Genomic DNA, 26,395 nt, shown 5'->3' with positions numbered 1-26,395 from the left:
ACAAAAATGACGAATGAAGCAATTAAACAACAAGACGTAAATAACGCTGCATGGGCTGCTTGTGACACCTTTCGTGGCGTGATGGATGCAGCTGGTTACAAGGATTATATCCTTGTGATGCTGTTCCTGAAATACATCTCGGATGTATGGAAGGATCATTATGAGGAATATCGCAAGCAATACGGTGATGACGATGTGCGTATTCGCCGCAAGCTAGAGCGTGAACGTTTTATCCTACCCAAAGATGCAAGTTTTTACGACCTGTATGAAAAGCGCAATGAAGCCAATATTGGTGAGCTGATTAACATTGCACTGGACTCAATTGAGACATCCAATAAAGGCAAGCTGGAAGGCGTATTTCGTAATATTGATTTTAACTCAGAAGCTAATCTGGGTAAAACCAAGGACCGTAACCGTCGCCTAAAAATGCTGTTGGAAGACTTCCACAAGCCACAGCTTGATATGCGTCCAAGTCGCATTTCCGAAGATGTTATCGGTAATGTTTATATTTACCTGATCGAACGCTTTGCCTCTGATGCAGGCAAAAAGGCTGGAGAGTTCTACACCCCGCACAAAGTGTCTGAGCTGGTTGCCAAACTGTGCAAGCCAAAGGTTGGTGCTCGCATCTGCGACCCGGCATGCGGTTCGGGTGGCTTATTGATTGAAGCTGTCAAGGCTGTCGGTGACCGCAACTACTCTATCTATGGAATGGAAGTGAACGGCAGCACATGGGCTTTGTGCCGCATGAATATGTTCCTGCATGGTGCCGACTCTGCCCGGATTGAATGGTGCAATACGCTGACTTCACCAACATTGGTGGAAAATGATCGTCTAATGAAATTCGACAATATCGTCGCTAACCCACCATTCTCGCTTGATAAGTGGGGCGCTGACGAAGCTGAGGCTGACACATATAACCGCTTCTGGCGCGGCGTGCCGCCAAAATCAAAAGGTGACTACGCCTTTATTAGTCACATGATTGAAGCAGCCGTGGAAAAAGAAGGTCGCGTTGCCATCGTTGTACCGCATGGGGTTCTTTTCCGTGGCGCTGCCGAGGGGCGCATTCGCGAAAAACTGATCAAAGATAATTTGCTGGATGCCGTCATTGGCCTGCCGGGCAATCTGTTCCCGACAACATCAATCCCCGTCGCTATTTTGATTTTCGACCGCTCCCGCGAAAAAGGCGGCGCTAACGAAAATCGTAAGGACGTTCTTTTCATTGATGCTAGCCAAGATTACCAGCCGGGCAAAAACCAAAATGCCCTGATGGATGAAAATATGGAGAAAATCCTAAACGCCTACGAAGCGCGTGAAGAGATTGAAAAATACGCTCATTTGGCAAGCTATGGCGAACTGAAAGAAAATGACTTTAACCTGAACATCCCACGCTATGTCGACACCTTCGAAGAAGAGGCAGAAATCGATATCGAAGCTGTTCAGCAAGAAATCGATACGCTCGAAGGTGAGTTGGCAGAAGTACGTGGCAAGATGGCTAACCTTCTAAAGGAGGTGGCAGCATGAGCAACGGCGAATTAATCATCTACCAAACAGAGGATGGGCTTGCCCAGATTAACTTAACGGCTATTGATGGTACGGTCTGGCTAACGCAGGATGAAATAGCAGATCTGTTTGATAAAGGCAGGTCTACGGTTACAGAGCACATCCAAAATATCCTGACAGACGGCGAATTGGACGAAAATTCAGTTTGTCGGAATTTCCGACGAACTGCCAAAGATGGTAAGGATTACAGTGTCTTACACTACAATCTGGATATGATTCTGGCTGTTGGTTTCCGTGTAAGATCACCTCGAGGCACGCAATTCCGCCGTTGGGCCAATACTGTTTTGAAGGAGTATCTGGTCAAAGGCTTTGCTATGGATGATGAGCGCCTCAAGCAAGCTGATAAATGGGATTACTTTGATGAGTGGCTTGCTCGTATCCGTGACATTCGGGCATCTGAAAAACGCTTCTATCAAAAAGTAAAAGATCTGTACGCTACGGCTGTAGATTACGATAAAACCTCTGAACAGGCGCAGCTCTTTTTCAAGAAAGTACAAAACAAGATGCTCTGGGCGGTAACGGGTAAAACCGCTGCGGAATTGATTGCTGATCGGAGTGATCCCGAAAAAGTGAATATGGGCCTGACTTCTTTCAAAGGCGCTATCGTCAGGAAGGGAGATATTGGCACCGCCAAAAACTACCTACAGCAAGATGAAATTGACGAGCTTAATCGTATTGTCACCATGTATTTAGATTACGCAGAAGATCAGGCGCGAAAACGCAAAACTATCAGCATGGATGGCTGGGCAGATAAACTGGATGCGTTTCTTGAGTTCAACGAGCGGGACTTGTTGACTCATGCTGGAAAACTCAAAATGGAAGTTGCTCAAAAGCTTGCAGCAGAGCGCTACGACGAATTTGATACCAAGCGAAAAGAAGCGGAGGCCATTGCTGCTGACGAAGAAGATATCAAAGAATTAGAGACCCTCGAAAAGAAACTAACAAAACGTGGGGGTGGCGATGAGTAATTGGAGTACGGTGCAATTCAGCGATATTGCTGATTTCAAGAACGGCTTGAATTTCAAGTCAGGAGAAACTGGCCATGCTTTAAAAGTACTTGGCGTAGGAGATTTTCAGAACAGAACCTTCCTTGACCAAGTTGATGAAATATCAACGGTTCATACAGAAAAAGAAATTAATAGTTCTTATCACTTGCAAGATGGAGATTTAGTTTTTGTTCGTTCCAATGGAAATAAAGCACTAGTAGGACGCTGCATGCTGGTTCGTGACGCAAAAGAGAAGATCAGTTTTTCTGGCTTTACTATTAGAGCAAGGCTCACAACGTCAGACATACTTCCAGCTTTTGTAAATCTGCTTATGCAAGCAGGCGTTCTTAGAAAAGAATTGAAGCGAGATGGTCGCGGTACAAATATATCCAACCTTAACCAAGATATGCTCTCCAAAATTGAAATACCTCTGATTAGTATTGATCAACAAAGAGAAATTCTCGATTTTTTCAGTAATTGGAATAAAGCCATCGAAAAAACCGAAGCGCTGATTGATGCCAAAGAGCGCCAATTCGGGTGGTTGGTAACAAGGTTAATTAATAAATCCGGACACAAGAAAAAACAGCTTTCTGATTTTATCTCAGAGGTTTCTGTGAGAAATCGTGGCAACGAGATTGACCGCGTATTGAGTGTTACCAATCACAGTGGATTTGTATTGCCAGAGGATCAATTTGAACGCCGTGTGGCGAGTGCGAATGTAAGCAATTACAAAATCGTACAGCAAGGCCAGTATGCCTATAATCCATCACGTATTAATGTGGGTTCCATTGCACGATTAGATGATTGGGACAACGGAATATTAAGCCCGATGTACACAGTCTTTAAGCTGGACCAGAAAATAGCGCATAGCGATTATTTCTTACACTGGCTTTCATCAAGCGAAGCAAAGCAGAGAATTAAAAAGAGCGCACAAGGAAGCGTGCGTGCGACGGTTAGCTTCGGTGATCTGGGGGCAATTCCAATTTGCCTTCCTGAACTTTCTGTTCAGCAAAATATAGCGAACACGCTCAACACAGCTCAGCAAGAAGTCACACTCCTAAAAAAGCTAGCCGATCAATACCGCACGCAAAAGCGTGGGCTGATGCAAAAGCTGTTGTCCGGTGAGTGGCACATTAAAAACAAGGAGGCCGCGTAATGTCAGGGAGTAATATACAAGGCTTTCGCTTTAACGAAGAATATCTGTCGCAAATTCCTGCGCTGCAGGAGCTGATCGCACTTGGCTATGAATATCTACCACCGGAACAAGCATTGGCGATGCGCGGTGGTAAAAACAGCAATGTGCTGTTGGAAGGCGTACTGCGTGAAAAACTGAAGAAATTCAACCGTATTCACTACAAGGGTAAAGACTATCATTTCTCGGAAGCCAATATCCAGGAAGCCATCCAGAAGATCAAAAACGTCAAATATGACGGGCTGCAAAAAACCAATGAGGTTATCTATGACCTGATTACCCTTGGTACTGCACTGGAACAGACGGTTGAGGGCAACAGCAAAAGTTTTAACCTGAATTATATCGACTGGAAAACACCGTCAAACAATGTGTTCCATGTTGTGCCGGAATTCGCGGTGGAGCGTAACCGCAGCGTCGAAACAGCCAGACCGGACATTGTTCTATTCGTCAACGGCATCCCCTTGGCCGTGATTGAATGTAAATCTCCCAAGGTGGAGGTTGAGCAAGCTGTTTCACAAAATATCCGCAATCAGGGCGATGAATACATCCCAAAATTATTCACCTATGTGCAATTGGTGATGGGTGTGAATAAGAATGCGGCTCAATACGCGACCGCAGGCACACCTGCCAAATTCTGGGGCGTATGGAATGAACTGGAAGACAAAGAGGACAAGATTACCAAAATCATCAATACGCCTTTAAGTGATGATCAAAAAGATGCGCTGTTCTCTGGAGAATTTGCGCCTGCACGTGGGTTTTTTGATGCGTTAGAAAATGAAGGCGAGCGCATGCTCACCGAGCAGGACAAAGCGCTTTACAGCCTTTGTCGCCCGGAAAGACTTCTGGAGCTGACCTATCGCTTTACGCTATTTGATGCGGGAATTAAGAAAATTGCGCGTTACCAACAGTTCTTTGTGATCCGTTCCACGGTTGAGCGTATTAAGCGCCGCGACCGCGAAGGCATTAGAACAGGTGGTGTTGTCTGGCATACGCAAGGATCAGGTAAATCCCTAACCATGGTGATGCTGACACGTGCACTTGCTTTGGATACAGAGGTTGTAAATCCGCGCATCATTCTTGTAACGGACCGAGATGATCTCGATAAACAGCTGGGCAATACATTTGCTGCCTGCGGCCTTTCCAAAGAACGCGCCACGTCTGGCCGTAACCTTGTGAAACACCTGAAAGAAAAAGTCGGCATTATCACCACGCTTATTCACAAATTTGATAAGGGCTGGGCATCCGAAAAATACATCGATGAATCCCCGGATATTTTTGTGCTGGTGGATGAAAGTCACCGGACAAACTTTGGCTCTCTTGCCGCCAGAATGCGCCAGATGCTGCCCAATTCCTGCTATTTGGGCTTTACGGGCACACCACTTCTGAAAAAAGAGAAGAATAACTTCTCAAAATTTGGCGGTCTGATTGAGCCGCATTATTCCATCAAGCAGGCGGTGAAAGATAAGGCTGTACTGCCATTGCTTTATGAAGGCCGTCACGTAGAGATGGAGCAAAATCAAGCCGCCATCGACCTTTGGTTTGATCGTCACACATCAGATTTAAACAAAGGCCAGCAGGCTGACCTGAAAAAGAAATATGCCCGCGCTGAAATGCTGAATAAATCCGATCAGGTTATCTACATGCGGGCCTTTGATGTCAGCGAGCATTATCGCGCCAACTGGCAAGGCACAGGTTTTAAAGCCCAGCTTGTGGCCCCAAGCAAAGCGGCAGCGCTTAAATATCATGAGCACCTGAAGGATATTGGGTTTGTTACATCAGAAGTAATTATTTCACCACCAGATACTCGTGAAGGTCATGAGGAAGTAGATGAAGGTCCAACTGATGAGGTTGGCAAGTTCTGGGACAAGATGATGAAGCGCTTTGGTTCCGAAGAGGAATATACCAAGCAGGTCATCAACCAGTTCAAATATGGTGAAGAGCCGGAAATTCTGATTGTTGTTGATAAATTGTTGACCGGCTTTGATGCCCCCAAAAACACGGTTCTCTATCTATGCAGAACCTTGCGCGAGCATACCTTATTACAGGCTATTGCCCGCGTGAACCGCTTACACGAGGGCAAAGACTTCGGGTATATCGTTGACTATGCCAGTGTTCTGGGTGAGCTGGATAAGGCTCTCACGATGTATGATGCGTTTGAAGGCTTTGACGAAGAAGACCTTTTAGGCACGCTGACTTCGGTTAACGAAGAAGTGCAAATGCTTCCGCAACGCTATTCTGATTTATGGGACGTCTTCCGAGAAGTCAAAAACAAGCATGATGAAGAATCTTTTGAGGTTCTTCTGGCGGATGATGAGTTGCGTGAGGATTTCTACGAAAGACTGGCTGAGTATAGCAAAACCCTCGGGATTGCGCTTTCAACTGATAAATTTATCATGGAAACGGATGAAGCCAAGCTACGAAACTATAAGGCTGATCTGAAACGATTCCAGCACTTAAAAAAATCAGTGAAGCTGCGCTATGCAGAGGCCATCGACTACCGTGATTACGAGCCTAAGATTAAAAAACTGCTCGATACGCATATTCAGGCCAATGAGGTTATTCAGCTAAATGCGCCTGTCGATATTTTTGACGATCAAAATTTTGATGCTGTAAAAAAAGGTCAAGGTATTCATTCTGGCAAATCAACAGCTGCCAAAGCAGATACTATCGCGCATGCAACGAAAAAGGTCATCAACGAAAAAATGGATGAAGACCCCGCGTTTTATGAGAAGTTTTCAAAACTGATTCAGCAAGCCATTGATGACTTTAAAGCACGTCGCATCTCTGATCTCGATTACCTTAACAAGGTGAGTGATATTCGTGACTCAGTTGTTTCGAAAAAGCATGATGACGTACCAGAAAGCATCAGCGGTAATGATGAAGCATGCGCCTACTATGGTGTAATCAAGCCATATTTCATGAAATATGAGGCAGAAGCACAGGAGATTGAGTCTGTATCCGCAGAAACATCTCTGGCTATTCAGCGCATCATTGAAGATCATTGGAAAGTTGATTTCTGGGCCGATGATGATGCTCAAAAATCTGCCAAGAACGACATAGACGACTTTCTTTATGACGAGGTTAAAGACAAGTTTGATATGGCGTTAAGCTTGGAGCAGATGGATGAAATCATTGAAAAAACGATGCAGATAGCCAAAAGCAGGAGGCATGCATAATGAAAAGTATTGCCTGCACCATCAGCTACGGCAAAACAGAAATTGACTACGAACTTTTGATGATGAATCGTAAATCGTTAGAAATCGCTGTCCATCCTGACAAAAGTGTCGTGGTCAAAGCGCCGAAAACCTCATCGCTTGAAGCTATTGAAGGTAAGGTCAAGAAAAGAGCCCGATGGATTAAACGGCAAATTTCTTATTTCAACCAGTTTGATCCAAGGACCCCGGACAGGAAATATGTTGGCGGTGAAAGCCACCTCTATCTTGGTCGAAAATACAGACTTAAAATAGAAGTATCTGACAAAGATAAAGTGCTTTTGAAAAATGGCTATTTCTGTATCGATGCGACTTCCAGCAAACCAGAGCACATAGAGAAGCTTATGGATTCTTGGTACAGAAGACGGGCGAAGATGTACCTGTCTAAAATCTTTGATGATTGCTGGGACAGTTTCAAAAAAGGAGACTTAAACAAGCCAAATCTGAAACTGCAAAAAATGGACAAACGATGGGGTAGCTTATCGGGAAAAGGTCAGCTCACGCTTAATGTCAATCTTATTCAAACACCTAAGGAGTGCATTGAATACGTTGTTATTCATGAGCTTTGCCACCTTATCCATCATAACCATGGGACTGAGTTTTATAAACTGCTTGACCGCACATTACCTGATTGGATGAAGCGGAAACACAAACTTGAGATGGCTTTAATTTAAACCGCGTATAATCCAGCCTCTGCTGCCCGTCGCCGAACCAATCCTTTGAGCTTACGGCCACCAGCCCAGACCCAGCGCATTAATTGTTCTGGCACTTCGGCGTGTTCCTCGCGGTTGATTTTACGGCGCAAAGTTGAGCGTTGGAGTGCGCCACCGCCGAGATTATAGGAGAACGACACCAGTGCATCAAACTGACCGTCTGTCAGCGGTACGTTAATCAGGCGCAAAACAGCACGTTCTGCGATCTGGGCATCTTGACGTAAAAGCTCTTCTCCTTTCGCCTCATCAATGCCTGCCGAAAAGTCCTCGTCGTCTTTGACAACATGACCATAGCCGATGGTCGGATAACCAGCCGGACAAAAATAAACGGTCCGAGAGAAGCCCTCGAACCGTTTGATCAGGTCCAGTCCGTTTTGTGTGATATGTCTCATTTTTCCAGTGTTCCTATAACTTTCAGGTTCTTACTTCCATATTCAAAAACGCCATGCCATTGCTCTTGCCCAAGGACTTCTTTGCGCTCAATCATCAGCGTAAAGCGGTCAATGCCGTATTGTTTGGCAGTGGCGTAATCTTCCAGTGCGTACCAAGCTTTGCGGGCCAGTGTGGTGGCCATTTTTTTGACCGTGTATTCAAAAGCATTAAGCAGTGCTTACAGCTCGGCATCAGTACATTTCTCGTTTTGAACATCTTCAATCATGGCCTTGTAAAATAGTTTGCTCATAGCGCTATCTCCTTGTTTTCAATTACTTTTTACACTTACAGTAACGCTTCATTCCGGGTGCTTATCAAGTGAATAAGATCATGTTTTTCAAGGGTTTGAGCGGAACTTGGCCAAGGCGCGTTGCCCGAACCAAAAGGACATGACAGCGGCAAATAACGCCTGCGTTTCAGCATCCCACACCGCAATCAGCCCGTCGGTAATTCCGACACCCTGATCCAATAGCTTGAACAGTGCAGCGGTTTTGACGGTAGCGAACAGAATGAAAAACGCGTAGGTGATAATCGGGCGCACAGAGGCACGCAAAGCCTCCACCCATTTCACGCCACTGGGCTGGCTGGCATGGGCATAGAGCGCCTTGCTTTCAGCCACATCGGCTTCCACCTGTATTTCTTCAAGGCGCTGCGTGTGACCTTGACGTTGCGCTTCCATCTGGCGATCTAAAATAGCCAGCTCATGTTTGCGGTCGGCATGATCGCGCCAGAGTTTCAAAAAATCCGGAAACGCGGATGATAAAAATCCCAGCAGGCTTCCAAGTAATGTCAGCATAGTTTTTCTCCTGTTTATTTGGGGGTGAAGGGTCCAAGTTTTGCAGCCACGCCTGCGACCAAGAGCGCCAGAACACCAATGGTGACCCAGCGCACAACGGTTTGCAGAAAGGTGCGTTGCATGGTTTTGATTGAGCCTGCCAGATCACGCAGCGTGCGGATGTCGTTCGCGGCCTCTTCATCTGCCAAGCCAACTTCTTTCAGGGCTTTTCTGGCCCCTCGGCAGGCCGCTTGCTCCAGCAGAGACTCAAATTCTGTACGCGGCAGGCACACCATATCGTCCTGCCGCTGATGGTTATCAGCGGTCATGATTACTCTTCCTGTTTTTAAGGGTTATTGGTCGGCGGTATGGACGACCGGATTTTCAGCAACGGCGCTGATTTCAACGAGCTCACCGCGAGGCCGAACAGCTGTGACGCGGGCCAGCGTGCTCCATTTTTCACCAGCGCCAAAGGCAATATGCGTGCGCTCCTGCAGCTCTCCGGTGTAGGGCGTGAAGTCGAGTTCATCCTGCAAAACCACCTGACTGGGTGTCTCACCGGGTAGAACAAGCCACGGACCCGAAACGCTGCCATCAGCTTTACGCAGACTGATGAAATGATCGCCAAGCTCCTCGGACCATTCCAATGGCTCCGATAAGCTCAGAACATTACCATCAACCGCAGTAACCTCGGCACCTTGGCCCCAGCTTGGCATATCATGGGCAATAGCAATCAGATCACCATAGGTGGGGATCAAGCCTTCCAACTCGGTTTGAAAGGTCACCAAACGCCTGCGATAGCGATTGGCTGCGGCCATATATTTGCCTTCACGAATGGCTTGAGCCTTTTCAGTGCAGCCAAACAATCGCACCCGGGCGGGTTGATCGCTGGTGCTATCCGGCAGGCTGACGGTTTCTTCTGCCGTTTGCCATGTCTCCTTTGAGAAATACTCTACCGTAACGCTATCCGCTGTATCATCACTGGCCAACAGATACTGGATTTTGAGGCTGTTCTTGACGATATTGCGGGGGCTGAATAACGCGACCGGGATCGAACGTTGCTCATCTCTCACAAAGCGAACAGTGCCACTCTGCATGAAACTCACGGCACGACCACAACGTGCTGTTCGGCTTAATGCTTCCCAAACCGTGACTGTTTGATCAAACACAGCATCGAAATAATCGCCACGTGCTTGCCAATTGGCATCCAGCGCCTTTAGCTGCGTCAGATCAATCCGGCTATCATTCAGCTTGCCGCCATATTGGCTGCGGGCGATATCAGCGAGAGCCCATGCAATGGATCGTGTGGTTTGTGGTGCTGACCATCCAGTGGCTTCATCCCACACAGGTAATTTGCGCGTGACAAGGCAGTTCACCATCCGTGAGGAGCGTTGCGATAAATTATCCGTAGCCCGCATTTTCATGGCGATGAGCGTGACATCACCAAAATCAGGTGTTTGATCTAAGACAGCTTTTAAACCGCCCCAGCGAAGCTCATGTCCAGCTCTGGCAGAAGTATCCTTGGCATCGGTTCTCAAAGCCCGCACTTCATAACGCCCCACCGCCATCGCATAATCAAACGTCATGCGTTGCGGCGTATTGGTGGCTGCTGTGAGGGTTTCACTCCCCAATGTCTGCCATGCGTCAATGGCTGTACCGTCATCATCAATCTGACGCGCTTCAAATTGCCATGTGATGGTTCGATTATTCAGACCGCCACTGTCATTGGCGTAATAAACCCCACGCGGCATGACAATATCGACACTGATCTGGTGGCAGTTGGTTTGTGCGGGGTTGGCCACAAAAGGCCCAACCCAATCACCGCCATCGCCAGTGCTGAGTAATTCCTGTCCGGCGACCTCGGGAGCGGTGACCACATCCGTATCAAATAGCGTTACAGCATCGCCGGGCTGTACGATTTCATAGTCAATTTCTTCAAAGGAGCTGATCGGCGTATCCTCAATACGGATCTGCTCCAGATCATATTCACCCTGACCAATGCAGTGAAGCTGATGCAAATACTGCTCGTTATTCTGATAGAGCGAATATGGCGTTGCGGCCAAGTCGGGATAGACAATGTGCCTACCGTAGACCACCGGGATAGGCTGACTTAATCGCGCCTGATTGCCTTGGGCTTGAAGTGAATAGGTCGGGCTGGCTGCAGGCGTATTACCAAAGCCACTATTCAAACTGGTTGATGGCACAGGCGGCGGCACCAAGACATTCAATAGCGCACTTCCGGCAAATGCCACACCAGCGGTTACCAGTGCAATTCCTACAGTGCTGGTGACACCAATTGCTCCAGCGAGCGCAGCTCCGGCATAAGGGGCCGCAACCATGACGGCAATGGTCAAGACGGATCGTAAAATCTTGCCACCCCCACCGCCACCACCTTGGGGAAGTGTGATAAAGGTGACGATATCAGACAGACCAATGGTTATTTTATGCCATTGTTCTCGTAACACCGCTTCGCCATTAAATAGGCAAATGGTTGGGCGTTCAAATTCTGTAATACCCGCTTCATCCAGCCATTCACGAATGGTGATGGGATGATCGACCGCAAAAATATCGCGTCCGCGTGCTGGCATAAATGGATTGTGAAGCATGTGGACACAAGCAAACATGGAAACCTCGTAATTTATTAAACAGGTTTAGGGCATATCCCCCTGAAACCGATAAAATCCTTCAATTTGCCAGCCTGCGAGTTTGAGGCTGGCCATATTCTGAAACACCACACCATTGCCCTTCACGCAGTGCAGAACGCCTTGTTCACTGGGGCTGATGGTTATCCATATGCCCACATGGATGGGATGGCGGGATTGGCGCATCAAGACTGCATCGCCTTGCTCTGGTGTATCGGTGAGCTGCCAGCGTTTGCGTTCCGGGTGATCCCGAAAGGTCAAAGCCAGACGCTTTAAATTCCCTTCGGCGACAGGAATGTCGGGCAGGTTTCTGCCAAAGTGATGCTTTTGCGCCCAGACCGCGAGGCTCCAGCAATCAAAAACATCAGGGCCTTTTGCACCAGCCTGCCATGGCAAGCCGATATAGCGACATGCCCAGTGCAGCTCATCTGGCTGCCGGGTCAATTCATTCATGATATGTCCTTTGTGTTGTTTAGCGTGTTAGCCCGGGAAAGCGCGTGGCGGTGTAGACCTCGAGCGGAAAGCTTTTATTACCGATATCCAGCATACGGGCGCGGCCAACAACGCGGCTGACATCGGCTTCGACTTCACTCAAGATCAACGTGATCGGTGGGTCCACCTGCGGCCCTGACAGATCATTGCTTAAATACGGGCGATAGGCGATCTCAATTTTTTCTGCGCTCTCAACAGCAGCATCCAGATGCTTGATCAGCTCACGACTGACATTATCAATCGTGACCGTGATTTCCGGCACTGGCGAGGTATCAACTGGCGGCAGCTCCAGATCAAAGCCCATAGCAATGAAGGTGACATATTCGTCTGGGTTTAAAGGTGCGGTATCCTCCAGCTTGGCTGATAAGTCTTGATGGTCCCGCACCAAACGCACAGCAATGGGCTGGTCTTCATCATCCCTGAAATCAGGATGGCGAAGCTCCAGCGTGTGTAAAATCACGATATCACTTGGCGCAGAAGCATAGGCTTCGGCAATTGCTGCATTTAAGGTGGGATCAGGCATCTTCATCCTCCCATGCTATGTCTGTGATGTAATCCACGGCCACACCTTCCAAGAAAGAGGCTTCGATGGCATCGGACCGTGAGCGCAGCCGTGAGATTTCAGTCAATAACGCTTGCGCTTTTGTCAGCGTTTCTTGTTCATCGTCCGTGAGATCAGAACGCCCGCCGAGCAGATATAGATCGGCCAGCGCATTTTGCTGTTTCCACACAGGGGCAATGTTGGTGATACGGCGTCCGGCTTCTTCCTTAATCTGGCGAATAAGCTGACTGTTTGAAAGAACATCGCCAAGTTCATCTTCGCCCACAGCCTTGCCACCCGATGGTGGGGTTACATCCTCGGCAAAAGAATAATAATGACGTCCATTCAGGTCAGCCAAATGGATTGGTGCGATTTCACTTTCATCAAAGTGTGGCGCACGATCATGCAAATAGGATTTGAGATTCATAAAAGCCTCCTAGAAAATTACGTTTTTGAGAGTTTTGACATCGTGTAGATTGCTACTTTGCGTGCCAGTCTCACCGTAGGAATTGTTCTCCCCACAGGCATCAACACGACCATCGTCATATAAAACGCCAAGCCCCCATGCAGATGTGCCTTGGCCAAAGCAATCCCAATTCTCAATCACACCGGACTGCCCAAGCACGCGTTGAAATGTGTTGTTTGTACCTGCGGTGGAATTAATGCCGATATTGGCATTGCCGGAATAACCAGCGGCCCATAGCTCATCACCAGATTGAACGATGACGCCTTCGTAGCTTGCCCCACCACCTATCCGGACGCGGGATACATTGCCTTGGAAGCTTCCATTCGGTTTGAATGGGGAAAGCTGGTTGGTCGTGTTGCCAGTACCAAGCTGGCCGTAACCATTATTGCCCCAAAGATAGACTTCGCCTTGGTCTGTAATACCACCCGAGGATGGATAGCGCCCATCACCTGCAAAAATATCGGTAAAGTTCTCTGTGCTTGTGATTTGGGTAAAACTGGTGCGGTTCGTAGTGTCACCATGACCGAGCTGCCCATAGCCGTTGTAACCTGCTGTCCAGATCGATCCATCGTCTAGCAGGACTAACCCATGGCCTGTTGGACTTGCACCATCTGTTCGATAACCGCATGACGGCACAGCCTTTATCACATTATTAAAAGCTGGGTTTAGTATGGGAGTTTGGCGAACGGTTGTATCACCAAGCCCCAATTGACCTTGTGCGTTATATCCCCAAACCCAGAGTGAACCATTGTCCTGAACGGCGTAAACTGTATGTGGAAGACCGGAAACGATGACATCTACAATGTCGGTTAATGCCCCGCAACGAATGGGCGTATATTGATGAGCTGAAGTCCCGTTGCCCAGATTGCCGTTACTGTTAATCCCACAGGCATAAACACGGCCATCAGTGGTTAAGAAATAAGCGCAGGCGTGATCGTAATAATTAGGGCGACCGGGAATGACCTTAGCGATTTGGATATTGTTTTGAACAAAATACTCAATCCGCTTGGCCACTGCCAAATTAACGGTGTTGCCATGCCCCAACTGCCCGTAATTATTGTATCCCCATGACCAGACTTCGCCATCGGCGGTTAAGGCATAATGCTGCATACCACCTGAGAACACATCGACAAAACGAACATCCGGATTATCGGTTGCCACGCGATTGGGCAGGTAAATGTGTGAGCCGTTAGGATCACCGTTGGAGTAATTGCCCCCATAACCACAGGCTTTGATTGTGCCATCGGCCATCAGATAAACACGTGTGTACCAGCCGCCCATACCATTGACCTTGGCCAGCTTCCACACACGGCGTGACGGATCGAGCGATTGATCGCGCCAAGCAGGTTGATTACCAACCATCTGCAACACTTGGGCGTTACCACCACGGGCAAGACGCGCAGGAATAGAACCGTTATGGATGAGTAGATCACCTTCTTGGGTAAGCTGATCCGTACCCGCCGCCATCAAATCCCAATCATCGCCTTGAACGGGGGTGATGGCAGATACTGTGCGTTTGGCGATATAGCTTGAGCCTTGATGGGAAACGGCATCATGACGCACGTAATTGGTAGCGCTGTTATAAGCACCGCGCCAGTTAATGCGGATATTGCCCAGATCAATCTGTGTCATATTTTCACTTCCTTCTTAAATATTAATAATGAGATGGCCGTTCTCGTTGATGTTGAAATCCACCCCCGGCAGCGTGATGAACCATGTGTCAAAATCATTGGCGTTGTATGTGCCTTGCCCTGTGATCGCCGTGAGCTTTGAACCATCGGCACGCAGTCCATAGAACACGCCAACGGATTCAATCACCTCGAACCCGTCTTCAGCTTGTTTGACCGCCAGAAGTTTCCCCGCCTGACCATTGATATTGGTCGGCAGGTTGAGAGCATTGGCTGTTTGCAAGGCTGACTGGGCAGAGGATTGTGCTTCGTCACGATAGGTTTCTGTTTGTGATACAGCGTTGTTCAGCTGATCAGCCGATGCACCAAGATCGGTTAGTCCAGCCTGTATGCCGTCCTCAATATCCTTGATGGCTTTGGCAGCGCTTTTAACATCGCCACCATCTGTTGGAACGGTTGTTTGATCGTCGCCGTGAACAATGTTGTGCAGGAGCTGGCTGTCCGTTTGAACACGCACCACCGCATCCTGCAGATCGGTCTGCAAAGTCATAAGAGTTTCCTTTGTTTATGAGTTAATAAAGGCGCTGCGGCAGGGTTTGATGCACGAGCACATAAAGGCTGTTGGAGACGGTAATAATCCCTTGAGCATCTTCACTAAGCAGTAAGTTCAGCAAGCCTTCATCGAGAACAGGCCGTTCACGGATTTCCAGCTCAGAGCGGATTTCCCAAAGCGTGCCGCCAAGTAGCTGGGCCTGAAACTGCCTTGTAAAACGAGCTTCCTGCGTCAGCAGTCCAAGCCCGCCCAGCAACTCAATCTCAAACCATGCGCCACCTTCCTTAGCTTGCCAGCGATACCATGCTTCAAACAGGGCAAACTGATCGCGCCGCATAATCCAGCGGACTGATACGCGGCTGGGTACTTGCGTAAATCGCCTGCGTTGCCTTGCCGGACCCGCTTCCATTTCTGTGCGAAGGATGGCATCGCCGGGCTGAATGCCATATCCCTCGACCGTTGGTAACGGTAATGTTTCTGGCCATGCGATCATCGGTAACTCCCAGCTGCTGGATTAAGTCCATAACGCCGCTCCAAAGTTGGGGCCAATCCTTCCCCTCGAGCGACATTGCGGGTCATTTGGCCTTCGATCTGTTCGATAATAATATCGAGCCTGCTACCACCGCCCGGCAGAGGTGACGTCTCAGTTCTGGCTTGAACACCAGCAGCATTATTGTGAACATTGACCTCGACTTTCACTGGCTCGCGCCCAGAAAGACCAGCGCCAAGCAGGCGCATCTGTCCGGGTGTAAATACCGTCTCACCACGCTTGGCGATAATTGGCACTTCATTGCCAATAACACCGCCGCTATGAAACTTGTGCGCCCCGGCAAACACCGCAGGATTAACGTTGCGGCTGGCGAGAACATCACCACCGATGACACCACCTGTATGCGCCGCCCCAAAGAAGGAACCAAAATCAATCGATCCCAATGCATTGGCCAATGGCTGTGTGATGCTTTGGCGAATTTGTATCCGCACCAGATCCGCAATGATGGAATCTGCTAAGGATTTGAAATCCAGCTTGCCTGTGGTCACAAATTCAACCAGCGCATCTTCCATGCCTTTGAAGGCATTTTTAACCAGCCGCTCGGTTTGTGAGGCCATGTCTTCGGCTTCATTCAAAACATCACGAAATCCGCGTTTAAGACCATCTTCCCAATGTTTTGAGCTTTGCAGGTCTTTCTCACGCGCCTCACGCAGCATGTTTTGATAAACATCTTCGACTTGAGCGCGGAATTCATCATAGCCAACACGGGTTTTATCCAGTCCTGCCAAGGCTTCTTCGCGCCATTCAATGGCTTTGAGAGTGGCCTGTTCAGTTTCAGATTTCAGGGCATTAAAAGCTCGGGTGATATCTTCGACCGTATCTTCATGGCGCTCGAGAGCTTCCCGCGCACGCGTATCAGCTTCCTCCAGCTCATATTTACGGCTGATCAGGTTACGAATACGCTGCTCATATTCTTGAGCGCCAGCGCTTTGATTATTGCTGAGATCAATACCCAAACGGCGCAATGCTTGCTCTTGCTCATTCAAAACAAGTGCGTTTTCAACCGCTGTGCCTTCGCTGGAACGGGCGGCAATAACACGCCGTAAGGCGGCTTCTTCGGCTTTCAGCTCCTGAATGTAGGAGCGGATTTTCTCTTGCTCCTTATCTCCCAACTGTTGCGGTGCTGCTGGCTGGGTCGGTGCTTGCGGTGTTTGAGGATTGGCCTGCGCTGCCGCCGTCTGCGTAACGCCTGAGCGCAACCGATCCAATTGATCACCCGCTCGCTGTGCAGCCAATTCCGCAGCCTGTAAGGCCAAAACCTGCTCTTGGATTTCCTTGGCATTTTCCGTGAAGTCCGGATATTTGACCGCCAAAGCCCATAAGGCATCCTGATACTCTTCAACCGTGATCCGGCCTGTTTGAAAGGCGCGTCGCACTTGAAAAAGATCAGCCTGTAAATCACTGCCAAAGCGCGAGAACTGATCCCAGAAACCACCAATCGCACCATATTTCAGTTGTTTGGTGACTTCGCGGATATTCTCTTGGGCAATATTGAGTTTTTCAGTCCACCGCGCCAAGGCTTCATTGCGTGAAGCGGCATTCAGCTCCTCAATATCATCCGTAGTTTTTTGAACTGTCTCGCGCAATTCCTCCATTTCGGCGGCATGATCTTTCGCAGCTTTTCCGGCTGCGTCATGACCTTGGGCCAGCTTATAGAGGGCCAGTCCTGCAATGATGGCAATCCCAGCGGGACCGCCCAATAACAGCATGACATTGCGAAGCCCAACCATCGCCAAGGTGGCCAATTTAGCTGCACCTTCGGCAATCACCATTTTGGCTGCTGCTGCCACAGAAACTTGCGCCATTAAGCGAAAACCGACAATGGCTCCGGCATTACCCAGCATGGCTGTGTTCATGGCCGTAATTGCACCACCGACCGTTCTGGCAATGAGCAATGCTGTCAAACCTTCAACCGCCAGATTGGCATTGCGAACCAAAAACCCGAGCCCATCAGCAGCAACGCGCACAACACCGCCCAAGGTTTCACCCAGAGCTCGCGCTGCCTGTTTGCCGCTATCGGTTGTTTCCTTCAGGCTGATGGCAACATCACGAATGGCATCATTCAAACCACCTGCACCAACCTCACGGGCCAGCTTGGAAAAGTTATCCTGAATATTGCTGAATATCCCACCGAGCGTATTCATCTGTTCAGACATGGCTCCGGCAAACTGCACATTCCCAATCTGGCGCAGATAGCTCTCAATTTCAGCGGCGTTTTTACCAACCGTGGTGGTCACACCCTGAAATGTGAATGAAACTTGCTCACCTTGCGTTCGGGCTTTAATCCCGAATTCTTTTAGGCGTTCAAACTCACCCGTGGCAGCATCAGCAATGGCCTCCACAAACTGCATCAGGTTTTTACCCATCGCAGAAGCGGTATTGCCGTATGACATCAGCGCTTCTTGAGAGGGATCAAGCCCCAAGGCTTTCAGTTTGATAAAGGCTTCGGTGATTTGCTCCACATTAAACGGTGTGGAGGAGGCAAAATCCTCAATCATTTTGAAGGCGCGATCTGCACCCTGTGCGGAGCCTGTCACGGTTTTCAAACTGGCATTCAGACGCTCAAACTCACGGTTAGTCGATACAATAAACCCAAGCGAGCGGCTAATGCCTTGAATACCTGCATATGCTCCAATTAATCCGGCAGCCTGACGCAATACGCCATTTAATGCCCGGGCTGATGCATCAACGGCTTTAAGCCCAGCACTTGCGGGAGCGGTTGCATGGCTGATTTTATGAAAGGCCTGTTGGCCTTCCTTGCCTAGCTTGCCAAACTCACGGCGCAACTGCTCTCCACCCGTCGCAGACAAGCGGATCGATAGTTTTTTAGTTGCTGCCATTATTGTCGCCCATATCTTTTATTGCCAAAAGCGTTCCCATCGCGACTTCTGGCAACAGTTCGGCCATCGCTTGCGGCTCATAGCCAAGGGAGGCACTGAGATGCAGAGCGGTCTCTAGGGGAAAACGTTCATGTGATTGTGTGATTAATTTGCAAGCCACATCCCAAGCTTGCCAGCCTTCCAAGGTTTTTAAGCTGTGCTCGTGATAGGGGCATTGCTTGCCTGTTTCGCTTTTTTGTCCTTGGGCGCAGGCTCGGCCTTGTTCGGCGCAGTTGCCGCAATATCTTGGCCCGTCTCCGAAGTGCCACCGGATACGAGCCCGCGTGTGTTTTTTTCCGCTTCCAACAGCTCCCGCATGCCTGTGTATTGTTGACGAAAGGTCTCAGCGATAACCCAATAGGCTCCGAAAAGCTCATCAATCTTTTCATCTGTCACCGGAGCGGGCTGATCCGCATCGGCTTCGAAAATACCTTCCCACTCGATAATCCCGGCGCGTGCCAGACCAACGGTGAGATATTGTTCAGCCAAGGCTTCACGCACATTGCTGTCTTCAAGATCAGGTAACTCTGAATGCTCCACGCCAACATCTTTTTCAGCGCGGTAGGCATCACCGAGTTTCTGCAGCTTTTGGTTCATAAAGGCACGCGCCTGATAAAACACAGCACTTGTGCAGGGACGGACTTTCAGACGGACATCCAGTCCAACATCAATCCAGTAGGGTTCCTTGGGCAGGGATAATTTAAGCATTAGAGATAATCCTCCACATCATTGGTTAGCGTTATGGTCAGCATTTTGCCGAGGCTGGCGTCTTTTGCGCCTTGGAAGTCATAGGAGGCTTCAATCCCGCCGGGGCCGTTAATGCTGCGTTTTGGTTTGGGCAGATACACCTCATGCGCGGTGATCTGCAGTTTGCGATCTGCGTCAATGGTGTAGGCCAGTTCAATATCAATCGGCGTCCCGGATCTGGCTAAATCCATCAGCGTGTTATCGCCATAGCGCACAGAAATAGACCCAGAAAGTGAACTCATGCCCGGATCAATACCCTCGACCTTGCCGTCATCTCGGATGGTTTCAATCTTCTCCAAGTTATTGCTGTAGGTCAGCGAGGCTGCTGTGACATCGGCAAGGTTTGAACCTGCACGTTTGATTGAGCCTTGGAATTGAGAGAAGCGGCTATAAACCGCTTCCAATGGGCTGGCATCGCGTGTGCTACTAGCGGGCGTTTCCCCCTGACCAATCAAGCCGATAGTCACTTGCGCTTCGCCTGATCGTTGAAAGTTAAAAGCACAGCTATTGGCGCGGATACCTGTAAAAAGCGGATAGTCCGGCACATCAGGCAAACCAACTTCCAAGCTCAAGCTCGGCAAATTGACTTCGCCCGAAACAAAGTCATGGCCGTAAGGGCCAGAGCCATTGGTCGCTGGTGCTCCAAAGAGCGCTTTCAGCCAATAACCGATATTGCGAAGGTCAACAGGCACAACAATATCGCCGTCCACATTGATCACGTCCTGAAATGGAGCCGTGGGATCACGCCCCAAACCCAGAACGCTGGATTCAATCAAGCCTTGCTCAGAATCCAATGAGCTTGAGATGAACGGAACCACGTTATAATCGCCGCTTACTGGCGGCTGTCCGTATGCTGTTTCAAAGCCAAGCAAAAGCCGGGCATTCCAACCATAAGCGCGAGCCATATGTTTTCTCCTATTTGTTTGGTTAAATGAGTGGGTTTGCTGTCACATATTCCAACGTGACAGGCAGTGTGGCAGCCTTGATTGCAGCGGCACCTTCAATCGGTTCCGTCAATAATTCAGGGCTTCCGGGGTTTAAAATGTCTATGACACCATCAAGCGTGCCTGCAGTTTCCAGAGCAGCGCCAATTTGTGTGATCAGCTGATCAAGACCAGCTTCACGCTGTGCGGCATCGGCGTTTTGTACGAACACCTCAATATCGGCGCGGTGCTTGTAAATGTAACGCGGCGGTGAGAGCAGAATATCCGGCTCTCCGGGATCACCATCGCGCAGCACCACAAGCCCAGTTTCAGGAATGGCCGTGGTCAGCACTTCATTGCGAAGCACGCTGATGTCGGGCAATCCTGTTTGCAGGCATAAAAAAAGGCCCTGCAGGGCCTGTTCGCGTTTTGATGTCATTTCTAATCTTTCCAATATTTGACGATCAGCTCAGGTATACGCCTGTGCCATTTTGCGGTTTCCGGCTCAAAACGGATGAGCTTTGGCATTTTGACCTGCGGCACCATCCAGAACATCACAACCGATGTGAGTCCACGACCGGATTTCAGCGCCGATTGACTGGCCTTTCTAAAACCACGCAGATCACCCGTTTTGCGGCTGTAGGAGGCTCGCATGTTTTCGGCAACAAGTAGCGATGGGCCGTTTTTACGATAAACAAACCGCAGCCTGATCCCACGCGCCTTTTCAAGATTACCGGGCGTAACACGCTTGCCGAGAACCTTCTTTGGCGCATTCGGGGTTGGAATAGCCAACCAAAAACCGTCTTTGCCTTTGATCACTTGGCCTTCTTCAAAACCCTCCATGATCTTGGCTGCTTTGGTGTAAACCATGCCAGCGGCTTTCAGGCTTTTACCCTGCTTGGGATAAACATCGCCGCGCCATGATTTTGCCAAACGCGGACCAAGTCCTGCGGCTGTCACCTGAGCACGCATGCTGTTTTTAAGGCCCGTTGTGGCTGTGCGGATGGCTCCGGTTACAGCTTGTTCGGCTTCCAGCAATTCAGCTATCAGGTATTTATCCAGATCACCACTTATGGCAGCACGTAATCTCATTTCAGAACCTCCATTTTCCACACCAGATGATGTGTGTCTTGAACAGGCTCGCCCTGAACACGGTAGCTTGCGCCATCAAGGATGATTTCATCTCCGGCCTTCGGCTTGACGATGTCCGTTACCCGAACCTCTATCATGTTGGTAGGGGTGTGGATTTGCGCCTCTCGAAAATCAATGATCTGATCCGGCGATTTTAGAATGACTTTGACAGGTGTGTCTTCACCATTCACCCGGTAGAGCGCATCAAGCCCCAAGCGGTCAAACAGCCGATCTACCGCCTGTTTGAAACTTGGGATCATGAGGCATTATCCTGTTCATAGCGTTTCCAAGCCTGATCGCGTTGCTCTTGGCTAATGTCACGATCCAGCACATCTTCCAGCGCTTTGACCAAAGGCTTGCGATCCTTGCCAAAGCCGCTTTCATCCAGAACTGCAATGGCATCAATGATTGCCAAAATATCAGCATCAGCCTCATCGGTTTTGGCTTCAGGCGTTTTTACCGCCGTTAATTTTCCGGCGGGTTCGGCAAAGCCACGCGCAATCAGCGCTTTGGCTTCCGTATCGTCCAGCTTGAGTGTATCACCCGGCTGCACAGTGCCATCGGGCGTTTGAAGAGAGATTTTTGCAATAATATTCATGTTTCTAACCTCCCTTAAGCCACTGTTGCACAAAAAGATGCGTTAGGACGATACGGCACCACCAAAGGCGCAGACTGCATCAACAGCCAGCGAACCGCAGGGTCTTCTTCCAGCCAAGATTTGGAGAAATAACGCAGTGCCTTGAAGGCTGCTTTCTCATCCATGATCATGCCGTAGCAGCGAGTTCCTTCTAGCTGACCTTGGCTGACCAGCAAGACCGTGTAATCAGGCAGCAAGTTTTGCGTCGTGCCATCATCGGCAACATAAACATCGTTATAGACATGGAAATCAAAATCCCCGATGGAGCCGACATAGCGTGCTTTCTCATTGCCTTGACCACGCACGATAGGATCGGTGGAAATCGTCGCATTGGTGCCGCGACGGATTTCAAGCTGCCCGATAACCTGCTTGTTCTTGCGGAAATGTCGCCATGCTTTCGGGTCCATGATCACAACACGGGCCACAGCACCAGACTTTTCCTGCACCAAGCTGGCCCAGTCTTCCAGATGATCCAAAGCAGGCGCGTCCACGCTATCCCACTTGGCAGCACCTGTAAGTGCCAGTGTCAAAGCCGGGTCGCGTTTAAAATCAACGATCTTGGTCGGGTAATCTTCACCTGCAACGGTAACAGTGCCTTTGATCAAGGCTTCTGCTGCCATCACTTCCTCACGGCGTGTGAGATTTTCAAGTTGATTACGCAGCGAGCGACTGACGGCTGCTTCCAAACGCCGACTTGCCGGAAGAGAGCCACCGATCTTTTCACCAATGCTGCGTTTGAGCGGTGTATTGGCATCAAAGCGGCGCTTGTCTTTCACGTAAGCAGGTTTAAAGCTCTGGGTCGTAAAGCCTTCATTGGCCACAACACGGCCCGCAACCAATGGCGAGACAAAGGGCGCAAGGCGCGGCTTGGACTGATCAATATCAAAGTGGATTTCTTCGGACTCTTCCGTCTGGATCGAGCCAAAAAACGTGTCCAGCAAAAAGGAGGCTGGTCGCTCCAGATGCTCAACGGTGCGGTTCAGCACAAATGTAGAAAAAATATCAACCATGATTATACCTCCTGATTTTTGCGTAGAAAGATGGTGCTTGGCCCATCGCTGCGGAGACTGTTCCAGACGCTCGTTGCATCATGGCCAGCACCGTAGGTCAGTGCATTGCTGTTAAATTCGCCTGAATGATAGACAACGGCTTCGGCATCACCCGATGTCGTGTCAATTGGCTCAGCCAGAATGGCGGCAGGCTTTTGTGATCCATCCGTCGCATTGGCATCGCTTAGGATATAAAGATCAGATGCCGTGATGCGGCCCAAAACAGCGCCGCGTGGATAGGCGGCACCACCTGTGATCGTTTCAATGCGTTGGACAGCAGGAAATTCACCCGCAACCAGATTGTCCGGGGTATAGCCACCTTGGTCGGTAAAGCCTCCGGCATGATTAGAATATGCGTTCATATCGATTTCTCCTTATCGTTAGTAAGTTGCCAGACGCTTGGCGACAGCTTCCTCGCTGTCATCCTCGGCCTCGGGTGACGGGGTGATTTCAGGATTGGGCGTTGCTCCCATCGCGGCACTAAATCCCGACACATCATCGCGGGTGGGCGTTTCAAGCGGCGCTTTGGATAAAACAGATACAGCAGCTTCGACCCCCATATCGGTTTCAAAGGCCAGATGCTGTGCCAGCAATGTGCGTGCATTGGCTTCATCATGAGACAGAATGCCTTGCACACGGCTGCGCTCGGTGGCGACACCTTGTTTGACCGCATCGTGTTCAAGACGGGCCGTTAAATCGGGGTAAGCCTCCCGCAGGCTTTGGATATCATCCATGCTTTTCTCCTGTTGGTTTGGATTGATAGAATGCGGGGAAGGCTCTGAGACCGGATTGCCGCTGATTTCATTGAGGAGCTTTTCAAACGAGCCGATACGGTCGGCCAGACCTTGCTTTACAGCAGCATCCCCAATGAACACATCGCCACTGCCGTAATGGTTTTGCACATGGCTGGAGGCCACGCCGCGATACTTGGCAACCGCCTCCACAAACACATCTGCCATCGCATCGATGCGCTTTTGCAATCGGGCGCGACCATCATCCGTATCCGGATCAAGCCGTTTATAAGGGCTTTGTGAAGACACGACTTCCACCGCATCCTCACCCTTATTGCCGCGATAAACGCCGACCACGCCAATGGAGCCAAGAGCGCTGGTTTTTGACACCACAATCTCATCGGCTGCGGCTGCAATCCAGTAGGCACCAGATGCTGCATCGCCAGAGGCGTAAGCGATAATGGGTTTAACCCCGCGTGCCTCATGGATCATGTCAGCAAATTCGGCGCAGCCATTCACTTCACCGCCCGGTGAATCGATGTTCAAGACAATGGCTTTCACATCGGGGTTCTCTGCCGCTTGTGTGAAATCCTTGGCCAACAATTCATAAGAGGATGCGCCGCTCACCTGCGTAAACAGGTTGGCATAACGAAAAAGCGGCCCAACCACTGGCAGGACCGCTATTCCGTCTCTCATCTCAAGGCGATAACTGTTTTGCAGCTCTCGCCCCAGTTTGGCTGCGACCGCTTCAGGCGGTGCATTTTGCCTTGCGGCAATATCCAAAATTGTTGTCAGCGCTGATGATGTAATTGCCCAAGGCTCATCAGCTGCTTTATTCCATACTCTCATCTTTATCATCCTGTTTTAATGTTGCGGCCATAGCCGGGGTGCTCAAACCAAGCTCTTTCATCTTGGCTTGTTCACGCGCACGCTGTTCCAATACTTCTTCCCAGTCCAAGCCTTGTGAGGCACATTCTTCTTCCAAAGTAGAGAGGCCGTTTTCCATGCGGATGCGTGAGGCCTCAGCTTCTTTGACTGGATCAATCCAGCCGCGACCGGGGCCAATCCATTTAGAGCGTGTCCATGCGGCGCGGTTTTGATAAAAGCCGGGAGCCTCGATCAAGCCTTTGCTAATCGCTTCTTCCAGCCACAATTCATAAACCGGGCGTGCCCAGTAGGTTGCAAGCCATTGCCTGCGCCCCATAAAAAAGCGCCATGCTTCCATGAGTGCTGCTCTTGCACTGGAATAGTTGGTTTTTGAAAAATCCTTCATCAGCAATTCAAACGGAATGTTTAATCCCGTTCCGATATGCCGCAAAATACTCTCCACAAACTGGCCGTATCCGCTATTGGGGCGGCTTGGCGTAAAGGGGGATACCTTATCGCCCGGAAAAACCGGAATAATGGCACCGCCTTGCAAGCGTATTTTCCATTCATTGCGGGCAGCCACATAATCATCCACGCTGCCGCCAAACATTTCACCGATAGCCTCACTATCAAGCGGGGTTTCAATAAATGCGGCGATCATGGCGTTGACTACAGCTGCTTGCAGTTCGCTACGCTCATAATGATCAAGCATCTTGAACAACGGCATGATGCTGGTCAGAAGCGGTTTGCCTCGGCTTTGTCCACTGCGTTCCAGATCAGCAATGTGCAGCACACGGCGACGACCAAATGGTGTTTCCACTGGAATGCGTTGCCAATCTTTTTCTGATCCTGCCGATAACAAATAATCACCGGGATGATTTTTTCTGATCCAGTAGGCTTTGGCGGCACCATAGCTATCAATCTCAATACCACCGCGCAACAATTTGGAATCTGGCTTGCCATCAGGATTACTAAGGCGGTCCGGCTCTACCAGTTGCAAGCCTGTTGAGAATCGACGCTCTTTCAACCAAAGTGGCAAAGCCAAAGCTTCACCATTAAGCATAGAAGAGCGATATACTTGAGATGTCATTCCGGCAAAGGTCAGAGACTTTGCTGCATCACATTCCGTGGTTTCGGCCCAGCTACGCCATAAGGATTCCACATGACGTGACCATTCATCTGCCCACGCTTTATCCTTTCCCAATGACTTGTAATCAGGTTGTGCTGCCAATCGCAGCCCAGTGCCGACAACATTATCCGTCAGGGTTTGAAATGCACCGGAAGCCACGCCGTGATTACGCACCAAGTCGCGTGAGCGTGATACCAAGGTGCCAAGCTCAGGGATTAAGTCACTATCGGCAGATCCGGCAGGCGGTAGCCATGATGCCAGCTCTCTGGCAGACAGGGATGCTGCCCGATGTGCTGTATCTGGCTGACCATTGCTTTTTGTCATATTTAAAACTCCACATAAATTGCCTTACGACCGGAACCTCCCTGTTTGCGTCTGATTTCCAGCTTCAAATGGGCAATGTATTTTTCCAGCTTGGGCGCATCTGCTATTTGATAAGTAACAGCGCCATACCCGCCGATATTGACTGAGACTTCTTTGCCACCTGTCATCAGCAGGTGATAGGCGTTTTCAGCCTCACCAAGGCGGCTTTGTAATATGGCCAAATCTGTCATTGCGGT

Annotated in this window: 28 protein-coding genes and 1 pseudogene; 5 read left to right on the top strand and 24 right to left on the bottom strand. The window is 49.6% G+C overall.

The genetic code is table 11. From position 1 onward, the window contains the following. Window positions 1-6 precede the first annotated feature (6 nt). The 5 genes from GKR98_13005 to GKR98_12985 are packed head-to-tail and all read left to right on the top strand — an operon-like array spanning window position 7 to window position 7,624. Window positions 7-1,521 carry a type I restriction-modification system subunit M gene (locus tag GKR98_13005; GenBank protein QMU59028.1) on the top strand — a complete coding sequence of 505 codons (1,515 nt, stop codon included), beginning with the start codon at window positions 7-9 and terminating at the stop codon, window positions 1,519-1,521. Beyond that, entirely contained in the window at window positions 1,518-2,528 is a 1,011-nt protein-coding gene (locus GKR98_13000) for a hydroxyacid dehydrogenase (GenBank protein QMU59027.1), read from the top strand. Before GKR98_13005 ends, GKR98_13000 begins: the two co-directional genes overlap by 4 nt. After that, complete coding sequence (locus tag GKR98_12995; protein QMU59026.1) at window positions 2,521-3,702, top strand: hypothetical protein; 1,182 nt, start codon at window positions 2,521-2,523, stop codon at window positions 3,700-3,702. The genes GKR98_13000 and GKR98_12995 overlap by 8 nt, the downstream gene beginning before the upstream one ends. Further along, window positions 3,702-6,914, top strand: coding sequence for an HsdR family type I site-specific deoxyribonuclease (locus GKR98_12990; protein ID QMU59025.1), 3,213 nt, complete (start codon window positions 3,702-3,704; stop codon window positions 6,912-6,914). The genes GKR98_12995 and GKR98_12990 overlap by 1 nt, the downstream gene beginning before the upstream one ends. Continuing rightward, window positions 6,914-7,624 (top strand): DUF45 domain-containing protein, encoded by a 711-nt coding sequence (locus GKR98_12985; protein ID QMU59024.1) that lies wholly within the window; start codon window positions 6,914-6,916, stop codon window positions 7,622-7,624. The genes GKR98_12990 and GKR98_12985 overlap by 1 nt, the downstream gene beginning before the upstream one ends. On the opposite strand, the gene GKR98_12980 is transcribed toward GKR98_12985, so the two are convergent. The 24 genes and pseudogenes from GKR98_12980 to GKR98_12865 all read right to left on the bottom strand — a co-directional run bounded on the left by GKR98_12980 (window position 7,621) and on the right by GKR98_12865 (window position 26,389). Then, window positions 7,621-8,055, bottom strand: coding sequence for a glycoside hydrolase family protein (locus tag GKR98_12980; protein ID QMU59023.1), 435 nt, complete (start codon window positions 8,053-8,055; stop codon window positions 7,621-7,623). The genes GKR98_12985 and GKR98_12980 overlap by 4 nt on opposite strands. 59 nt (window positions 8,056-8,114) lie before the next feature. Then, window positions 8,115-8,345: pseudogene (locus GKR98_12975) on the bottom strand (hypothetical protein). A gap of 87 nt (window positions 8,346-8,432) precedes the next feature. Further along, entirely contained in the window at window positions 8,433-8,774 is a 342-nt protein-coding gene (locus GKR98_12970; GenBank protein QMU60098.1) for a hypothetical protein, read from the bottom strand. 131 nt (window positions 8,775-8,905) lie between these two features. Beyond that, a complete protein-coding gene (locus GKR98_12965) occupies window positions 8,906-9,199 on the bottom strand; it encodes a hypothetical protein (GenBank protein ID QMU59022.1) in 294 nt (97 codons plus the stop codon). A 24-nt stretch (window positions 9,200-9,223) separates the two neighbouring features. After that, the gene (locus GKR98_12960; GenBank protein ID QMU59021.1) at window positions 9,224-11,494 is read right to left on the bottom strand and encodes a phage tail protein; all 2,271 of its coding nucleotides are present in this window, start codon (window positions 11,492-11,494) and stop codon (window positions 9,224-9,226) included. 27 nt (window positions 11,495-11,521) lie between these two features. Continuing rightward, window positions 11,522-11,965, bottom strand: coding sequence for a hypothetical protein (locus GKR98_12955; protein QMU59020.1), 444 nt, complete (start codon window positions 11,963-11,965; stop codon window positions 11,522-11,524). 19 nt (window positions 11,966-11,984) lie between these two features. Next, entirely contained in the window at window positions 11,985-12,527 is a 543-nt protein-coding gene (locus GKR98_12950) for a DUF1833 domain-containing protein (protein ID QMU59019.1), read from the bottom strand. Further along, window positions 12,520-12,972 carry a hypothetical protein gene (locus tag GKR98_12945; protein QMU59018.1) on the bottom strand — a complete coding sequence of 151 codons (453 nt, stop codon included), beginning with the start codon at window positions 12,970-12,972 and terminating at the stop codon, window positions 12,520-12,522. The genes GKR98_12950 and GKR98_12945 overlap by 8 nt, the downstream gene beginning before the upstream one ends. Window positions 12,973-12,981: 9 nt before the next feature. Further along, window positions 12,982-14,643: a hypothetical protein gene (locus GKR98_12940; protein ID QMU59017.1), complete on the bottom strand. Its 1,662-nt coding sequence runs from the start codon at window positions 14,641-14,643 to the stop codon at window positions 12,982-12,984. Window positions 14,644-14,658: 15 nt separating this feature from the next. Then, window positions 14,659-15,189 carry a hypothetical protein gene (locus tag GKR98_12935; GenBank protein ID QMU59016.1) on the bottom strand — a complete coding sequence of 177 codons (531 nt, stop codon included), beginning with the start codon at window positions 15,187-15,189 and terminating at the stop codon, window positions 14,659-14,661. A 22-nt stretch (window positions 15,190-15,211) separates the two neighbouring features. Then, window positions 15,212-15,685, bottom strand: a complete 474-nt coding sequence (locus GKR98_12930) for a hypothetical protein (protein QMU59015.1) — start codon at window positions 15,683-15,685, stop codon at window positions 15,212-15,214. Continuing rightward, window positions 15,682-18,582 (bottom strand): hypothetical protein, encoded by a 2,901-nt coding sequence (locus GKR98_12925; GenBank protein ID QMU59014.1) that lies wholly within the window; start codon window positions 18,580-18,582, stop codon window positions 15,682-15,684. The genes GKR98_12930 and GKR98_12925 overlap by 4 nt, the downstream gene beginning before the upstream one ends. After that, entirely contained in the window at window positions 18,569-18,766 is a 198-nt protein-coding gene (locus GKR98_12920; GenBank protein ID QMU59013.1) for a hypothetical protein, read from the bottom strand. Before GKR98_12920 ends, GKR98_12925 begins: the two co-directional genes overlap by 14 nt. Before the next feature lie 5 nt (window positions 18,767-18,771). Beyond that, window positions 18,772-19,329, bottom strand: coding sequence for a hypothetical protein (locus tag GKR98_12915; protein ID QMU59012.1), 558 nt, complete (start codon window positions 19,327-19,329; stop codon window positions 18,772-18,774). Next, window positions 19,329-20,273, bottom strand: a complete 945-nt coding sequence (locus GKR98_12910; GenBank protein ID QMU59011.1) for a hypothetical protein — start codon at window positions 20,271-20,273, stop codon at window positions 19,329-19,331. Before GKR98_12910 ends, GKR98_12915 begins: the two co-directional genes overlap by 1 nt. Before the next feature lie 22 nt (window positions 20,274-20,295). Beyond that, window positions 20,296-20,730 (bottom strand): acyl-CoA transferase, encoded by a 435-nt coding sequence (locus GKR98_12905; GenBank protein ID QMU59010.1) that lies wholly within the window; start codon window positions 20,728-20,730, stop codon window positions 20,296-20,298. Window positions 20,731-20,732: 2 nt separating this feature from the next. Further along, window positions 20,733-21,383 carry a hypothetical protein gene (locus tag GKR98_12900; GenBank protein ID QMU59009.1) on the bottom strand — a complete coding sequence of 217 codons (651 nt, stop codon included), beginning with the start codon at window positions 21,381-21,383 and terminating at the stop codon, window positions 20,733-20,735. Then, window positions 21,380-21,682, bottom strand: a complete 303-nt coding sequence (locus GKR98_12895) for a hypothetical protein (protein QMU59008.1) — start codon at window positions 21,680-21,682, stop codon at window positions 21,380-21,382. The genes GKR98_12900 and GKR98_12895 overlap by 4 nt, the downstream gene beginning before the upstream one ends. Further along, window positions 21,679-22,020: a hypothetical protein gene (locus GKR98_12890; protein QMU59007.1), complete on the bottom strand. Its 342-nt coding sequence runs from the start codon at window positions 22,018-22,020 to the stop codon at window positions 21,679-21,681. The genes GKR98_12895 and GKR98_12890 overlap by 4 nt, the downstream gene beginning before the upstream one ends. A gap of 14 nt (window positions 22,021-22,034) precedes the next feature. Next, the gene (locus GKR98_12885; GenBank protein ID QMU59006.1) at window positions 22,035-23,072 is read right to left on the bottom strand and encodes a major capsid protein; all 1,038 of its coding nucleotides are present in this window, start codon (window positions 23,070-23,072) and stop codon (window positions 22,035-22,037) included. Next, window positions 23,072-23,470, bottom strand: a complete 399-nt coding sequence (locus tag GKR98_12880) for a head decoration protein (GenBank protein QMU59005.1) — start codon at window positions 23,468-23,470, stop codon at window positions 23,072-23,074. Before GKR98_12880 ends, GKR98_12885 begins: the two co-directional genes overlap by 1 nt. Before the next feature lie 18 nt (window positions 23,471-23,488). Then, window positions 23,489-24,697: a S49 family peptidase gene (locus GKR98_12875; GenBank protein ID QMU59004.1), complete on the bottom strand. Its 1,209-nt coding sequence runs from the start codon at window positions 24,695-24,697 to the stop codon at window positions 23,489-23,491. After that, complete coding sequence (locus GKR98_12870) at window positions 24,672-26,159, bottom strand: phage portal protein (protein ID QMU59003.1); 1,488 nt, start codon at window positions 26,157-26,159, stop codon at window positions 24,672-24,674. The genes GKR98_12875 and GKR98_12870 overlap by 26 nt, the downstream gene beginning before the upstream one ends. Window positions 26,160-26,161: 2 nt before the next feature. Then, window positions 26,162-26,389, bottom strand: a complete 228-nt coding sequence (locus GKR98_12865; protein QMU59002.1) for a hypothetical protein — start codon at window positions 26,387-26,389, stop codon at window positions 26,162-26,164. Window positions 26,390-26,395: the final 6 nt, after the last annotated feature.

It is taken from the genome of Boseongicola sp., from assembly GCA_014075275.1.
Lineage (GTDB): Bacteria > Pseudomonadota > Alphaproteobacteria > Rhodobacterales > Rhodobacteraceae.
The sequence above is the reverse complement of the archived record's forward strand: the minus strand, read 5'-3'. Positions and strand labels throughout refer to the sequence as shown.

What these genes read in the sequence shown, in the direction of transcription:
- GKR98_13005 (QMU59028.1), top strand. Translation starts at nt 7, where the DNA reads ATGACGAATGAAGCAATTAAACAACAAGACGTAAATAACGCTGCATGG.
- GKR98_13000 (QMU59027.1), top strand. Translation starts at nt 1,518, where the DNA reads ATGAGCAACGGCGAATTAATCATCTACCAAACAGAGGATGGGCTTGCC.
- GKR98_12995 (QMU59026.1), top strand. Translation starts at nt 2,521, where the DNA reads ATGAGTAATTGGAGTACGGTGCAATTCAGCGATATTGCTGATTTCAAG.
- GKR98_12990 (QMU59025.1), top strand. Translation starts at nt 3,702, where the DNA reads ATGTCAGGGAGTAATATACAAGGCTTTCGCTTTAACGAAGAATATCTG.
- GKR98_12985 (QMU59024.1), top strand. Translation starts at nt 6,914, where the DNA reads ATGAAAAGTATTGCCTGCACCATCAGCTACGGCAAAACAGAAATTGAC.
- GKR98_12980 (QMU59023.1), bottom strand. Translation starts at nt 8,055, where the DNA reads ATGAGACATATCACACAAAACGGACTGGACCTGATCAAACGGTTCGAG.
- GKR98_12970 (QMU60098.1), bottom strand. Translation starts at nt 8,774, where the DNA reads ATGGAAGCGCAACGTCAAGGTCACACGCAGCGCCTTGAAGAAATACAG.
- GKR98_12965 (QMU59022.1), bottom strand. Translation starts at nt 9,199, where the DNA reads ATGACCGCTGATAACCATCAGCGGCAGGACGATATGGTGTGCCTGCCG.
- GKR98_12960 (QMU59021.1), bottom strand. Translation starts at nt 11,494, where the DNA reads ATGTTTGCTTGTGTCCACATGCTTCACAATCCATTTATGCCAGCACGC.
- GKR98_12955 (QMU59020.1), bottom strand. Translation starts at nt 11,965, where the DNA reads ATGAATGAATTGACCCGGCAGCCAGATGAGCTGCACTGGGCATGTCGC.
- GKR98_12950 (QMU59019.1), bottom strand. Translation starts at nt 12,527, where the DNA reads ATGCCTGATCCCACCTTAAATGCAGCAATTGCCGAAGCCTATGCTTCT.
- GKR98_12945 (QMU59018.1), bottom strand. Translation starts at nt 12,972, where the DNA reads ATGAATCTCAAATCCTATTTGCATGATCGTGCGCCACACTTTGATGAA.
- GKR98_12940 (QMU59017.1), bottom strand. Translation starts at nt 14,643, where the DNA reads ATGACACAGATTGATCTGGGCAATATCCGCATTAACTGGCGCGGTGCT.
- GKR98_12935 (QMU59016.1), bottom strand. Translation starts at nt 15,189, where the DNA reads ATGACTTTGCAGACCGATCTGCAGGATGCGGTGGTGCGTGTTCAAACG.
- GKR98_12930 (QMU59015.1), bottom strand. Translation starts at nt 15,685, where the DNA reads ATGATCGCATGGCCAGAAACATTACCGTTACCAACGGTCGAGGGATAT.
- GKR98_12925 (QMU59014.1), bottom strand. Translation starts at nt 18,582, where the DNA reads ATGGCAGCAACTAAAAAACTATCGATCCGCTTGTCTGCGACGGGTGGA.
- GKR98_12915 (QMU59012.1), bottom strand. Translation starts at nt 19,329, where the DNA reads ATGCTTAAATTATCCCTGCCCAAGGAACCCTACTGGATTGATGTTGGA.
- GKR98_12910 (QMU59011.1), bottom strand. Translation starts at nt 20,273, where the DNA reads ATGGCTCGCGCTTATGGTTGGAATGCCCGGCTTTTGCTTGGCTTTGAA.
- GKR98_12905 (QMU59010.1), bottom strand. Translation starts at nt 20,730, where the DNA reads ATGACATCAAAACGCGAACAGGCCCTGCAGGGCCTTTTTTTATGCCTG.
- GKR98_12900 (QMU59009.1), bottom strand. Translation starts at nt 21,383, where the DNA reads ATGAGATTACGTGCTGCCATAAGTGGTGATCTGGATAAATACCTGATA.
- GKR98_12895 (QMU59008.1), bottom strand. Translation starts at nt 21,682, where the DNA reads ATGATCCCAAGTTTCAAACAGGCGGTAGATCGGCTGTTTGACCGCTTG.
- GKR98_12890 (QMU59007.1), bottom strand. Translation starts at nt 22,020, where the DNA reads ATGAATATTATTGCAAAAATCTCTCTTCAAACGCCCGATGGCACTGTG.
- GKR98_12880 (QMU59005.1), bottom strand. Translation starts at nt 23,470, where the DNA reads ATGAACGCATATTCTAATCATGCCGGAGGCTTTACCGACCAAGGTGGC.
- GKR98_12875 (QMU59004.1), bottom strand. Translation starts at nt 24,697, where the DNA reads ATGATAAAGATGAGAGTATGGAATAAAGCAGCTGATGAGCCTTGGGCA.
- GKR98_12870 (QMU59003.1), bottom strand. Translation starts at nt 26,159, where the DNA reads ATGACAAAAAGCAATGGTCAGCCAGATACAGCACATCGGGCAGCATCC.
- GKR98_12865 (QMU59002.1), bottom strand. Translation starts at nt 26,389, where the DNA reads ATGACAGATTTGGCCATATTACAAAGCCGCCTTGGTGAGGCTGAAAAC.